Annotated in this window: 13 protein-coding genes; 6 read left to right on the forward strand and 7 right to left on the reverse strand. The window is 42.3% G+C overall.

Translation table 11 applies throughout. The annotated features are described in order from the left end of the window. Positions 1–116 precede the first annotated feature (116 nt). Both KFT32_RS17200 and KFT32_RS17205 read right to left on the reverse strand, forming a co-directional pair. Positions 117–1,736, reverse strand: a complete 1,620-nt coding sequence (locus KFT32_RS17200; RefSeq protein WP_211748467.1) for a Na/Pi cotransporter family protein — start codon at positions 1,734–1,736, stop codon at positions 117–119. A 175-nt stretch (positions 1,737–1,911) separates the two neighbouring features. After that, positions 1,912–3,288 (reverse strand): MATE family efflux transporter, encoded by a 1,377-nt coding sequence (locus KFT32_RS17205; RefSeq protein WP_211748500.1) that lies wholly within the window; start codon positions 3,286–3,288, stop codon positions 1,912–1,914. Positions 3,289–3,471: 183 nt separating this feature from the next. Between KFT32_RS17205 and KFT32_RS17210 the strand changes: the two genes are divergently transcribed. The 3 genes from KFT32_RS17210 (at position 3,472) to KFT32_RS17220 (ending at position 7,910) form a co-directional block, all read left to right on the forward strand. Beyond that, positions 3,472–4,083 (forward strand): TetR/AcrR family transcriptional regulator, encoded by a 612-nt coding sequence (locus tag KFT32_RS17210; protein WP_211748468.1) that lies wholly within the window; start codon positions 3,472–3,474, stop codon positions 4,081–4,083. 256 nt (positions 4,084–4,339) lie between these two features. Continuing rightward, on the forward strand, positions 4,340–7,444 hold the full coding sequence (locus KFT32_RS17215) for an MMPL family transporter (protein WP_211748469.1): 3,105 nt from the start codon (positions 4,340–4,342) through the stop codon (positions 7,442–7,444). Between the two features lie 187 nt (positions 7,445–7,631). Then, positions 7,632–7,910 (forward strand): hypothetical protein, encoded by a 279-nt coding sequence (locus KFT32_RS17220; RefSeq protein WP_211748470.1) that lies wholly within the window; start codon positions 7,632–7,634, stop codon positions 7,908–7,910. Here KFT32_RS17220 and KFT32_RS17225 read toward each other — a convergent pair. Continuing rightward, positions 7,899–8,495: a GNAT family N-acetyltransferase gene (locus KFT32_RS17225; protein WP_211748471.1), complete on the reverse strand. Its 597-nt coding sequence runs from the start codon at positions 8,493–8,495 to the stop codon at positions 7,899–7,901. The genes KFT32_RS17220 and KFT32_RS17225 overlap by 12 nt on opposite strands. A gap of 36 nt (positions 8,496–8,531) precedes the next feature. Further along, the gene (locus KFT32_RS17230; protein ID WP_249435949.1) at positions 8,532–9,431 is read right to left on the reverse strand and encodes an aminoglycoside phosphotransferase family protein; all 900 of its coding nucleotides are present in this window, start codon (positions 9,429–9,431) and stop codon (positions 8,532–8,534) included. A 215-nt stretch (positions 9,432–9,646) separates the two neighbouring features. Between KFT32_RS17230 and KFT32_RS17235 the strand changes: the two genes are divergently transcribed. Further along, entirely contained in the window at positions 9,647–10,072 is a 426-nt protein-coding gene (locus KFT32_RS17235; RefSeq protein ID WP_211748472.1) for a GNAT family N-acetyltransferase, read from the forward strand. Between the two features lie 88 nt (positions 10,073–10,160). On the opposite strand, the gene KFT32_RS17240 is transcribed toward KFT32_RS17235, so the two are convergent. Both KFT32_RS17240 and KFT32_RS17245 read right to left on the reverse strand, forming a co-directional pair. After that, the gene (locus KFT32_RS17240; RefSeq protein WP_211748473.1) at positions 10,161–10,340 is read right to left on the reverse strand and encodes a hypothetical protein; all 180 of its coding nucleotides are present in this window, start codon (positions 10,338–10,340) and stop codon (positions 10,161–10,163) included. A 5-nt stretch (positions 10,341–10,345) separates the two neighbouring features. After that, on the reverse strand, positions 10,346–10,738 hold the full coding sequence (locus tag KFT32_RS17245; RefSeq protein WP_211748474.1) for an iron chaperone: 393 nt from the start codon (positions 10,736–10,738) through the stop codon (positions 10,346–10,348). Between the two features lie 273 nt (positions 10,739–11,011). Between KFT32_RS17245 and guaD the strand changes: the two genes are divergently transcribed. After that, complete coding sequence (guaD, locus tag KFT32_RS17250; RefSeq protein ID WP_211748475.1) at positions 11,012–12,376, forward strand: guanine deaminase; 1,365 nt, start codon at positions 11,012–11,014, stop codon at positions 12,374–12,376. A gap of 36 nt (positions 12,377–12,412) precedes the next feature. Then, positions 12,413–13,765 carry a uracil-xanthine permease family protein gene (locus KFT32_RS17255; RefSeq protein ID WP_211748476.1) on the forward strand — a complete coding sequence of 451 codons (1,353 nt, stop codon included), beginning with the start codon at positions 12,413–12,415 and terminating at the stop codon, positions 13,763–13,765. A gap of 89 nt (positions 13,766–13,854) precedes the next feature. On the opposite strand, the gene KFT32_RS17260 is transcribed toward KFT32_RS17255, so the two are convergent. Then, positions 13,855–14,055: a hypothetical protein gene (locus tag KFT32_RS17260; protein WP_211748477.1), complete on the reverse strand. Its 201-nt coding sequence runs from the start codon at positions 14,053–14,055 to the stop codon at positions 13,855–13,857. Positions 14,056–14,135 lie beyond the last annotated feature (80 nt).

The raw sequence follows: 14,135 nt of genomic DNA on the forward strand, positions 1-14,135 counted from the left end.
ACTTGAACGCAGCATGTACCTAAGGGGAGTCAATATTTGCCGTTAAGTATAGATATCAACAAATAACCGCCCCTTCGGCATTGCCAAAAGGACGGTTTCTTATATTACCTATTCATTTAATGTTGTTCGTGCAGAACGAATTGAGCAATATTTTTACAATGATCTCCAATCCGTTCGAGATTGGTAAGCAGGTCCAAGTAGATCGTACCCGCTCCGCTTGCACATATATTTTTGTTTAGACGCATGATGTGATTTTTACGGAACGTTACCTCAAGTTCATCGAGTTTCGATTCCAGCTCCATTACCGCTCTAGCTGCCTCGGCATTCTGTTCCTCCAGCGCTACCAGTGCTTTTTCTACGGTCTGATCAGCGACTTCCATCATCTCCTGAAGCTCTTTCGTAGCGGTTTCCGAGAACTCCATCTTGTTGTTTATGCTGAACTCAGCCAGCTCTACCACATTCTCCGCATGGTCACCGATCCGTTCAATATCACTGACGGTCTGGAACCAGCCCGATGCTTTTTCCGATTCGCCCTCAGGCAGTCCGTTATTCTGGTGAATCCGAATAATATAGTCGGTAATTTTGCGATTGAGCTCATTAATGAGCCCTTCCTTCTGCAATGCAAGATCTGCAAATTTCGTATCTCGATTAAAAAAGAACTTCGTCGCATCTTGCAATGATTCTCTCGCATACTGACCCATCCGCAAAATCTCGTGCTGAGCTTGTCCTAATGCCACCGCCGGTGTAGCGAGCAAACGATCATCAAGAAAGATCGGCTTAAATTGAATCTCTTCCATTTTACCCGGAATAGCTTTCGTTACAATCCATGCTAACACGGGAATCAGTGGCAGGAAGATCAGTGTATTCGTCACGTTAAACAGTCCATGAGCGTATGCAATTTGCATCCGAATATTGATGCCTTCCCCCATCCATTGTACAACCCATAGTACAACAGGCAGCAAGATCATAAAGATAATGGCACCGCAGACGTTAAAAATAACATGCACCATCGCTGTCCGTTTCGCTGCAACGGAAGCTCCAATAGAAGCAAGCACTGCAGTTATAGTGGTCCCGATGTTATCACCAAACAGAATCGGCAGTGATCCGCGAAGACTAATCATCCCTTCGTCTGCAATAGTTTGTAGAATCCCGATCGTCGCACTTGAGCTCTGCACAATCATCGTAAAGACCGTACCGACAATCAATCCTAGTACAGGCTGATCAGCAAGCTGTATCATAAAATCAGTAAAAGCAGGCAGTTCCCGAAGCGGCTTCACGCCTCCTCCCATCGTAGAAAGTCCGAGGAAAAGGGTACCGAAACCGAAGATGACTTGCCCGATATATTGAAATTTTTTCTTATTTAAGAAAAATAAAAAGAATGCCCCTACTGCAATAATAGGCAGTGCATACTCTTCGATTTTAATTCCTACAATAAAAGCGGTCATTGTTGTACCGATATTCGCTCCAAGTACGACTCCGATCGCCTGTCTGAGTGTCATCAAACCAGCATTGACGAGACCGATCGCCATGACCGTCGTCCCGGTTGAGGACTGAATCAAACAGGTAACCCCGATACCAACAAGCACACCCAGAACAGGATGGGATGTATATTTCTCCAGAATCCCACGCATTTTGTCTCCGGCCGACTTTTGCAGACCGTCCGACATATATTTAATACCAAACAGAAAAATGCCGAGTCCCCCGACAAACTTAAACAAAATCTCTTGCCAATCCAATATGTGAAAGCCTCCCTCAGTTGTTGGTTATTCCAAACCTTTATAATTTATCATAAACACGTACTGAAATGAATAATTCAAGTTTAGACATATTATAATTTTTTAATACGATATTGGGGGGTGAATAAAAAAAGAGAGCCAATTTCTCAGCCCTTTTCTCCTATTCAATGATCTATTAAATTAATTTTCTTCTATACCATTTGTCTCCACGGAAACGCCACCAGAAGATCACACCGCGCACGCCCCATTCGGTAACCATGGCAATCCATACCCCCATAATCCCGAGTCCGAGCGTAATTCCGAGTACATAACCCAAAATGACACGAAGAAGCCACATCGAGAGTAAAGAAGTCACCGAAGTAAAGTTCGAGTCCCCGGCAGCACGCAGTGCAGAAGGAAGAATGAAACTGACCGACCAGAAAATCGGCTGGGTAATAGCAATAAGCAGTGTCAGTGCAAAAATATCAGGGACGATCTCAACCGGAGGCGAGAATAACCCTACAATGAAAGGAAATAGCGGAATAATAATCGCGGCTACCAGAATGAAGAAACCCGTCGACAAGCCAATAAACGACTTAATAAACTTCCTTGCATCCGGTATGCTTCCGTTTCCGATACACTGGCCTACTACGGTAACAACCGCAATACTAAGCGCACTTCCTCCGATTTGAAACAACAGCGAGATCGAACCGCTAATGGCATTCACCGTAATCGCGAGCGTCCCCAGCTGGACAATAAACGTCTGGGTTAGAAGTTTCCCCCCATTAAAGAACATTTGCTCCGCGGCAAAAGGAACCCCGATCATCATAATTTTTTTGAGAATAGAAAAATCGAGCTTTAGCGCTTCTTTGATCCGGTATTTCAAGGTCTGGTTAATTTTGATCAGGTAATATAGTGAGATTCCCATTCCCAGCACCCGCGCCGTGATCATAGAGATAATGAGCCCCACAATTCCCATATCAAATACCGTGATAAGTAAAATATTGAGTACAAGATAAGTGAGATTCATGATGAGCGACAATCCAAGACAAGCCCTGGTCTCTGCTACCCCGCGAAGAACACCTGTGACTGCCTGAAAAATAGCGATGAATGGGTAGGAAATACAGCTTCCAATTAGAAAAATCCTTGCATTCTCAAACACTTCTGCCTCGGCCTGACCAAATAACAAATTGAGAATTGGTGTATGCAGAGCAATTACCGTCAGGCATAAAACAACGGAGAGAATCGTTACTGCGGTAATCGCCTGCGTAGCAGACCTGGATACCATCTCCTGATTGCCGCTTCCTTTATACTGCGCAACGATGACCGTTCCCCCGGTGGCTACCGCGACAAATACGTTAATTAGGAAAATGTTCAGCGAGTCTACCATACTCACAGCACTGACCGCTGCAACACCTGAAGATGCAATCATGGCCGTATTCAACAGAGCCATTAAAATAATAAAAGCTTGATCCACAAATATCGGGATAATAATCGCGATAATTTGCCTGTAATCAAGCGTCTTTCCAGTAAAATATTTATTCATAAATACGTTCGTTTTTTCTTTATACATGGGGAGTGGATTACTCAAGGGATCATCTCTTTTTCGTTGTATTTATAACATTTGCACAATATTATAGCATGCTTTCCCTAGCTTATGATGTGATATAATTTCTTTTTTTCCATCTTTATTGCACTCGCTCCGCTTTTCCACTATAATTTCGTTATTAATCTAACAGTAAACAGGTGTTCATTAATGCAAATTTTAAAAGAAGAAATCCGGAATAACATACTTACAGCTGCCCTCTCCGAGTTCGAGCAATACGGATATGCCCAGTCTTCCATGAGACGGATTGCCAGTATGGCAGGAATGACGACAGGTAACATCTATCGCTATTTCAAGAACAAGGATGATTTGTTCCAAGCTCTGATGGGTCCTGCACATGAGCAGTTTATTTCGTACACGATCGCGATCAAAGAAGAAATCGATAAGACCTTCACCATTCACAGTGACGAAGTATTTGAGTATATCAAGATGGTCGATGAGACCATTGTAGAAATGCTGAAAGATTCAAGTGTTGAGATCAAAATCTTACTCACCCTGAGTGAAGGTTCTGCCTATGCATCTGCCAAGCAAGACCTTATCTCCATCGTCACGCAAATTTTAGAGAAGGTACTTATGGTCTCTCGGGAAACGAGCAATCTGGACCCACAAGATAGGCTATCGATGCAAATGCTGTCAGTAACGATTATTGAAGGGATGTGCCTCATCCTACGAGATTACCGGGATGGTGCTACCATTAAGTATTTGGTTGATGAACTGCTGCAAGTGTTCTCCGTTGGAATTGCCGAAAAGATGGGACGATAAATCAATTCTTGAAAAGAATTGATTTAATCCACTCCAAGCCGTTTGGCTCACCTCATCTGAGCGAATGAATGGCTTGGATCCCTCCAAGTCATTTGGTTCAGCTCATCTGAGCGAATGAATGGCTTGGAGAACCATAAAATCAAAAAATGCGGCTCACTTGTTCGCCCCATTTTTTTATCTATATAATGAACACCTGTTTACTAATGAAACACATAAGCAACGCCACCATTACATTTTCAAGGGAGATAATGCACGAATGCAAAAGATTCTAAAATGGCGCTGGCTTATCCTGGCGATTTGGCTTGTTGCCGCAAGCTTACTTACGGTATTCCAGCCCGATGTGAACGCTATCCTGCATGAGAGAGGCCAAGATCCGTTAACGAAAGACAGCCCTTCTAAAGTAGCCAGTGAACTATTGAAAGAAATGACGGGGGATCAAGGAACCAGCAATATTATTGTTTTTCATAACGAGAATAAACTCTCAGATGCTGATTTAACACAAATCGAAGCAGGGATCAAAAACATCCGCGATCATAAATCTGAACTCGGTGTACTGGACATGATCGATCCTTTTTCTACGCCAGAGGCGAAATCCTCCCTTCTATCCGAGAATGAAACAACTCTCATGGTCAGCTTCAGCCTCGATAAAGGAAACCGTGAAATTCCAGTCATTAAGGAGGAGCTAGAGCAAGAACTCGCTGGGGTAGATACTGATTATTATTTAAGCGGGGAAGATTTTATTCAGAACGATTATTTGGAAGCCTCCACTTCAGGCGTTGAAAAGAGTGCCTTGCTTACCGTTGCTTTCATTCTTGCGGTTCTGATTATTATGTTCCGTTCCGCTCTCATTCCTTTTATCTCGCTTCTTACCGTAGGGGTTACCTATCTTGTATCCATGGGAATCGCAGCTCAAATTATTGAAAAGTTAAATTTCCCGGTAACCAGTGTTACCCAGATGCTGCTCGTTCTGATTCTGTTCGGGATCGGAACCGATTACAACATTCTGCTGTTCAATCGTTTCAAGGAAGAGCTCTCGCACGGAGCGACCGTCGATGAAGCCATTCTGACAACCTTCCGTACAGCAGGTAAAACTATTCTTTATAGCACAATGACGGTATTTATTGCGTTTGCCGCACTCAGCTTTTCGAACTTTGGGATCTATAAATCAGCAAACGTCGTTGCCATTGGTACGGTCGTGTTGATATTGCAGATTTATACGTTAACCCCGTTCTTTATGAAGACCCTTGGCGAAAAGTTGTTCTGGCCAGCCAAACAAAATAACGGCCATAAAGACAGTAAGTTCTGGACGAGGCTCACTTCGATTTCCGTAAAATATCCGGTCCTTACGACCGCACTAATCATACTGATCATGATTCCAGTCTTAATGTTCAGCAAACAGACGTTGTCCTTCGACCAGCTGAAGGAGCTCGGGAACGAATACCCTTCGACCAAGGGATTTAGCCTTGTAGCCGATAACTTCAGTAAAGGTCAGGCGCTTCCGACCAATGTCGTCATCCAAAATGATGAGCCAATGAATAACAATGACGACCTTGCGGTAATTGATTCTATTACCCGCTCTCTAAACAAACTGGAGGGTGTAGACAGTGTATCCAGTGTGACACAGCCTCAGTTTGAAGAAATCCCAGATTTGTATATGGATAGCCAGACGTCAGCCATTACGGATGGAATATCCGCTTCACGAGATGGGGTGGATCAGATTCAAGATGGTCTATCGCAGATGGAAGACGGTCTTGAAACTCCAGACTTCTCCGAAGTAGATAAGCTCGCTTCCGGATCAGGAGAGATCGAGTCTGGCTACAGGCAGCTGACAGATGCAGTGAAACAGCTCGGAGGTGGAATCAGCGATGGTGCTACGGGAGCAAAAGGTCTATCTTCCGGAATTACGGAAATTAAAAATGGCCTTTCTTCCATTCAGAAGAGCGCTACACAAGTCGCTGGTGGTCTTACCGAAATACAGAAGCAATACGTAGCACTTGGCAGTGGATATGAATCATTAGCCGAACAACTGCCCGGCATCCAGCAAGGAATGACAGGTATTAACGGACTCATCACTGCACTTGGTGCTTCTCATAGTGAACTTCAGTCAGATGATACCTATGTACAGCTGAAGACACAAGGTGCGGCACTCGAAGGCGGTATTGCACAGTGGGCTGGAGGTCTTAAGCAACTCAATGAGAATTATGGCAAACTAAACGGTGCTTTTAAGGAAGCAACGGGTGGATTAGACCAAGTCAATAGTGCTCAAGGACAAATCCTTAGCGGTCTTAAGGAATTAGAAAACGGAGCAAATCAGCTAAGCACGGGTCTGAACCAAGGTACAAGTGGTGCCGATGAAATTACAGCTAACATGAATAAACTAAATGATGCTCTAGCCCAAGTAAAAAAAGGGCAGCAAGACCTTAGCAGCGGGCTAACCCAGCTTTCGGATGGTATGGGCACATTAAAAGACGGGCTTCATCAGAGTGGAAATGGTCTACAAGATATCTCGGACGGACTCGGCAAAACAAATGATTTCCTGACGCAGTTTGAATCCTCCAAAACGTTCTTTATCCCTAGAGAAGCGCTGGAGAGTGAAGACTTTGCACAGGTACTTAATAATTTCATGTCCGAAGATCGTACGATTACGAATCTGATGGTTATCTTAAAAGATGATCCTTATTCTATGGATGCCATGAATACAATTGAAGAGATTAACGAAACAGTCGCAGCTGGACTTCAAGGAACTCCGCTGGAAGGGGCAACATACGGTGCAGCCGGGCCAAGCTCAACGACTTATGACACGAACAAAGTACAGCTGGAGTCGTTTAACGGAACAGCCATCATTGTTATTATCGGTGTCTTCCTCGTTTTGCTGTTCGTCATTCGCTCGATTCTGCCTTCCATCTATATTATCGTATCTCTGATCGTATCTTACTTTGCAGCCATGGCCGCAACAAACCTGGTAACCTATCAGGTGCTTGGTGCAGATGGGGTATCGTCATTCGTTCCGTTCTTCTCGTTCATCATTATCGTAGCGGTCGGAGTCGATTACAGTATCTTCTTCATGATGCGGTACAAAGAATACGGGGAACTGGACCCTGCGAGAGCTCTCGTGGAATCAGCTAAAAATATCGGGGGTGTCATCATCTCCGCTATGATTATTCTCGGCGGAACCTTTGCTACACTTATCCCATCAGGACTTGTCCTGCTGATTGAACTGGCAACAGCGGTGATCGTCGGCCTCATCGTACTTTGCTTCATCTTACTGCCGATGCTAGTACCGGCCTTGATTATGCTGCCTAAAGCATTCGGTAAGAGAAAAGACACATCCATAAATGATTCACATACTTTAAATCAATAGTTTTATTCAGTTGTTAAAAGAAGCAGATGCCCTTGATCAGGACTCTGCTTCTTCGCTTTATTTTATGATCAAAGATAACAATCTCAGTAGAATTCCCTTTGTACACCATTGTGTTATACTAATTACCATATTTCACTTTTTAATATCCATCAGAACAAAAAAATACCAATGCAGGTAGGTAAACATTATGAAAATCAGTATATTTTCTCTGCTTCTGGCCGTTATGGTATGGACTATTTTTTCTTATTTAGCCTTTTATGGTGGTGAACTCGATACAGGGAAATTGCAGATGTTTTATGCTGTATTGATTGGGTCAGGTGTCGGCTTCGTGAGCAGTGTATTCGGTTTTTACAAAATACAGAGAAAAACTCAAATATGGGTGACGCTCGCTGGAATGATCATGAACGGAATTCTGTTCCTTATTCTTGGATATATTCTAATATTGGCGGAATGGCTACGATGGTGATAACTGCTTTTCCGCTTGCTTGTTCTGTACATATTCTTCCTTCAATATCCCGAACACTTCCCGATCCACAACGCCTTTTCCCGACCAGAGTGCCGCTTGTCTGAGTGTACCTTCTTTAATAAAACCGTTTTTCATGAGCACCTTTTTGGAAACTTCATTCTGCGGCATGACATCTGCCTGAACCCGGTTAATCCCTGCCCGTAAAAACAAGAAATCGAGCACTAAACGAACGGCTTCGGTCGCATAACCTTTCCCCCAATACGCCTCTGCCAAAAAGTACCCGATCGTCGCCATATTCACCTTCTGATTCAGATCAAAGACCTCAATAATACCCAGTAGTTGTTCCTGCTTATACGCCGCGAAAATCCCCCACTTTACCCGAACCTGCTTATTGTAGTCTCGCTCAAAGTGCCCGATCATTTTCTTCACCGTTTCTTTGTTATGCTTCGGGATAATACCGCAGTATTCGAACACAACGTCATTGCTATATATTTCGTATAATTCATCTACATGTTCTTCTTCCACCTTTTTTAGTACAAGTTTGTCCGATTGCAGAACAGGGAACGGACCAAATATAGTGCCCATATTCTCCTCCTTATCACTAGTTTTTTTAAGCTATCACTAAGACCCGACTTGTTCTTGAATATCTACATCTTTCAAATATGGATTATGCGCTGCAATCGCCTTTGCTTTCCCCAAAAGATCAGATCCATTCGGTACAGCCGCATATCTGTGAAGCAGAATCCAGCGCAGACAAGCAAAAGCTTCAAATGGGTACATTTCTTCTTGCTGAATGTCGTTTAAAGATAAATAAGCAGTAGAGAAGATTTCGGCAAGCGCTGAAGGCATATAGATCCTCTTCAAAAAAAGAGACCAGGCAAAGTCATACCTAGCATCTCCGAGCTGTCCATTCGTCCAGTCAATAACGGTTATACGCCCGTCTTTCTCTACCAAATTGTTCAAGTGAAAATCACCATGTATCAGTTGGTCTTGCCTAATCTCAATTTGCGATGAAAGCTCAGTAACGGCTTGAAGCAGATCCGGATGCTTTTCTAGATCAGGAAAAAAATAACGAATAAAATCGTATTTCGGAAGTTCCAAAGGACGAATCTTCTCCACGTCCACCTGATGAATCTGATAAAGTGTTGCTGCGATATCCTTCATTTTCTGCTCACTATAATTTTGTAATTCTCCACCATCATCATAAGTTAGCAGTACCTGTTCCCTTTGGACTGAAAATGTTCTCCCCCATCCCAAAGGCTGGGATACAGCCAATCCTTGCTCATAGAGGCTAGATAATAATTGATATTGAAATTCGATATTCGGTTTGGAAACTTTGTTCCAGACTTTAAGGATGAAGCTGTCTTCCTCCGAACATAGTTTGATCACTTCCGCTTCCATACCTTGTGTCATCGGATGTACGGTCAGTGATACGTTTTGTGTTAGCAGGGTATCCAGCAATGGATTCTTCTCTACCCAATCGATATCATTCAGCAGATATACCAGCTCCTTCTTCCTCAAATTAAAATTAGATTGTAATCCCTATTCATTTCGCTGAAAGATCCAGAGAAACCTTTGTTGTTCACGGATTAATCTCCGTTGTTACATGTATATTCGTAGCAGCTATTTTCATGAAACCGTCAGGTAGGATTGAATTTAATCGTTTATTACTTTCCTGTTCAGCCCCGGATAAGGTATGGTGAAATGAGATCATGATGAAGAGGAGTTGCTTATCTATGGAGCTACATATTTCAGCTCAAAATAGCAATGAAGATAAAACCTGTGTACGAAACAAGCTGATTGCATTTAACATGGCACATTTTCCTAAAGAGCTAAGTAATCGGTATGAAGAAGTAAATCTATTTCTGAAAAATGCTGACGGGGAAACACTGGGAGGAATCGTGGGCGATATATGCTGGAATTGGTTAGAAGTCCACTATCTGATACTAGATGAGCAGGTGCGCGGACTCGGATATGGATCAAAGCTACTGCAAGAGATTGAGAAGATTGCCAGACAAAAAGATTGCAATTTCATCAAATTAGATACACTTAGCTTTCAAGCACTAGATTTCTATCTAAAATACGGTTATGAAGTCTATGGGAGCATCGAAAATGCAGGTGGGCATACCCACTATTACTTAAAAAAAGAATTGAAAAAGTAGCATATGCATTTCTATTCTAAGAATATAAAAAAGCCCTACAGATGTAGGGCTTTCGATATGAATTGATCTTAGGAGTAAAAGTTCGCTACTACAGTTCGTATTTGAACTCCATCTCTTCATTATAAATATCAACCGAATCATGAATGAGCCAATTTCCTTTTGCATCTTTTACTAGGTAATACAAGCTCTCCATTTCGATTTTAAAATTATGTTCTATTTCTTCTACATACAGGATCGCTGTACTCCCTGTATATTTAATGACACTCATACAGTTCACTTTTTCGTACGCTTCTTTTTGGCATCTGCTTTTTCTTTATTCTCGGTAACTCTAAACTGTACAATTCTGCTTATTAATTCATAAGGAAGCTCCTTATTCAGTGGAAATTGAATAGACCCTTTGGCTCCTTTATACTCGGATAATTCCTCTTTAAAAGCTTCGATTCCACTGGGTGCGGGATAGAATCCGATATGATTTTTATAAGCAGCAAAGTGCACTAGATTTCCACTGAGCGCAAAAGTAGGCATTTGGTAACTGATCCGTTCCGTTGCATCAGGTGCCGCCTTCTTGATCACGTTCCTTAACGTCTGAAGAATCTCTTGTACCTCGGTAGGAAACCCCAAAATATACTCATCGATCGACTCGACATTCGTTTTCTTTTCATCCATCTTTATACACCGCCTCTATGTCTACAGATTTACATTCTATTATATAATAATTGGTATATTTAACAAAAAGTGAATCCTGATTATTTATCTGGGTCAAAGCATACGATGATTCTATTTAGCTTCTATTACTCACCTATAATTCTTAAAGTATCCTCCCAAAAACCTTCAATGGACAGAAGTTTATACTAATTCGCCTTTTAATATAGACTTATTAATTTTAACCGATTATAATAGCAAAATATATATCAAAAGACGAACATTAAGGCGGTAAATATGAATAAATATATGCAATTGTTTCAAGGTACTGCTTTTACCAGCAAAACACCAACAGAGATTCAAATCTTAAAAGACTATCTTTTCTGTATCAATACGGACGGAATGATTGAAAAAATCGTTGCTCCAGAAGATTCCGAATATCAAACTTTGCTAGATATATATCAAGACAAGGACAACTTTCATCAATTAGCTGAAGGTCAATATTTCTTGCCTGGTTTTGTCGATCTGCATGTTCACGCGCCGCAATGGGCTCAGTCGGGAACTGCACTCGACATCCCACTCCACGACTGGTTACATACGTACACCTTCCCACTGGAGTCTAAATTCTCAAATCTCGATTTTGCAAAAAGGGTTTACGATGATGTGGTAAGCACCTTACTCGCAAATGGAACAACGACTGCCCTTTATTTTGCAACGGTACATAAGGAAGCAAGTATACTACTTGCTGAAATCTGTGCCAGTAAAGGTCAACGTGGGCTCGTTGGAAAAGTCGTAATGGATGATCCCGAAGGGAATCCAGAATACTACCGCGATGCTGATACCCATACGGCACTAGTGGATACGGAAGAATTCATTATCGCTGTAAAGGAATTAGCTAAATCTACGAAACAAGGCGTTTATCCCGTAGTGACACCAAGATTTATTCCAAGCTGTACAGATGACGGTTTGGCAGGTTTAGGAAAGCTGGCAGCTAAATATGATACCTATGTTCAATCGCACTGTAGTGAAAGTGATTGGGCACACAGTTATGTACAAGATCGGTACGATAAGAACGATGCATTTGCATTGAATGATTTTGGTCTATTACGTGATAAATCCGTAATGGCACATTGTAATTTTCTAGATGATCAGGATGTAGATTTATTTGCTGAGACAGGAACAGCGATTGCTCATTGCCCTATATCCAATGCGTATTTTGCTAATAGTGTAATTCCGGTCGCTCATTTCCACTCCAAAGGTGTCGATATTGGGTTAGGATCTGATATTTCTGGAGGTTTCTCCCCTAGTCTGTTCGATAACATAAGACAAGCTGTCATCTCGTCCAGAATGCTTGAAGATGGAGTCAATCCCTCCCTTCCTGCGCAAGATCGCGGCGTACCGAATTCACGCCTTACGGTTGACGAAGCATTCTACCTTGCTACAGCTGGCGGCGGAGAAAGCTTAAGCTTACCGATTGGCCGTATTCAAGAAAACTATGTATGGGATGTACAAATCATCGATACCCAATTATCATCTGCCAAATTGCCGATTTTTGATGAGAAGGAAGATTTACACGACATTTTCCAAAAGATCATGTACCTTGTCAGACCAGAACATATCCGTGAAGTCTGGGTACAAGGCGAAAAAGTTCATACACGTTAGGAATAGAAAAATAGAATATTCGGGGTGTGCATCGGAGTGAAAACACAAGTAGAACATCAAGGTAATGCTGAAATAAAGTCACAGCATCTAACTGTCTTACCAGATGAAAAAGTTTCATTCAGTAAATCCGCTTTTCTAGGCTTACAACACGTACTCGCTATGGACATCTATGTAGTGCCTTTCCTTATCGCAATATTAATCGGGTTACAACCTAACCAGTCCAGTGCTTTGATTCAATCTACTTTTATTGCTGCAGGAATTGGGACGATTGTACAAACTTATTTCTGTATGAAACTGCCCATGGCCCAAGGACCTTCTTATGTTCCGCTTGGTGCCATCGTCAGTATTTATGCCGCTAGCGGCGGCGGGGAATTAGGTTGGAGTTCAGTTCTTGGTGCCAGCTTAGTTGGTGCGATCTTTGTTCTGATCTTAGGTTATACCGGCATTTTCAATAAAGTTGTGAAAAACTTTATTCCACCTATTGTAGGCGGTACGATTATATTTAATGTCGGTCTTTCTTTATTGCCTGTTGCCCTCAGAGACAATATCTATGAAGCCGCGGGTGCTACCATCAATCAGAATGTGTTATTAGCCCTTATCTCAGGTGCTGTACTTATTCTTTTTGTCATTCTCGGTTCCTTGCTGGGTACAAAAGGTTCTCTATTCCGAATTACTTCCGTACTCATGGCGCTGATTGTTGGATGTATTACAGCAAACTTCATGGGCGTCTTAGATTTTTCAGCTGTGGCAAACGCCAAATGGTTTAGCATGCCGCAGATCCCTTTTAAAGATTTCGGTTTTACTTTCAACCTTTCAGCAATTATCACGATGATCATCATTTATCTCGTGCTGATGGCTGAAACAACAGGTACGTGGTTTGCTATCAGCAACGTGATTGAACGGCCGTTAACGGATAAAAATATTAACCAAGGTGTAATTGGCGAAGGATTTAGCTGTCTGGTTGCTTCTTTGCTCGGTTCCACTCCGGTTACCGGCTATTCCACCAATGCAGGTCTTATTTCGATTACGGGTATTGCAAGCCGCCGCGTCTTTCTAGCGGTAGGAGGATGGTTTGTGCTCTTCGGATGTATGAGTAAGCTGGCCGTTCTCATCTCTTCCATCCCATCCGCTGTCATCGGTGGTGTATTCGCTATCGTCTGCGGCATTATCGCCATTAACGGTCTGCAGGTGATGAAGAATCAAAAAATGGGCGAAAAAGAAATGTATATTATTGCGATCCCAATGATTTTCACGTTAGCGTTAGTGCTCATTCCTGATGAATTCTTATATTCTTTACCTACTTTTGTGCAGTACATCTTCGGCTCACCTATTCTCGTTGCATCGGTTGCAGCGATTGTGCTCAATAAAATATTGCCAAGTGCAAAGTAAGATGTAATTTTCAATCTCTGACTAGGAGAAAATCTTTATAACCTTAAAACGCGTAAGAAACCGCCATACTGGCGACTCTTACGCGTTTTCTATTCTTCCACCTCTACTACTTCACCATCGCTATTGAAATAATACCATGAGCTGTATTCGTCAACGACGGTTGGGTCCGTATTCGAACCGTAGTAGCTCGCCGTATACTTGAAATCGGTCGACTGCTTGCTGTCTAGTGAAAAGGAAATCTCCATATCCGGATATGAAAAACTTCGTTCAGCATGCTCTTTTACGAACATCCCTTTTACGAGTTCCTCCTGAACTTCACTGCTCAAAAAAAGTCGCGACTGTCCTCGAAAATTTGTTCCTTTTCCTCATC

This window comes from Paenibacillus sp. Marseille-Q4541, from assembly GCF_018310695.1.
Classification (GTDB): domain Bacteria; phylum Bacillota; class Bacilli; order Paenibacillales; family Paenibacillaceae; genus Paenibacillus.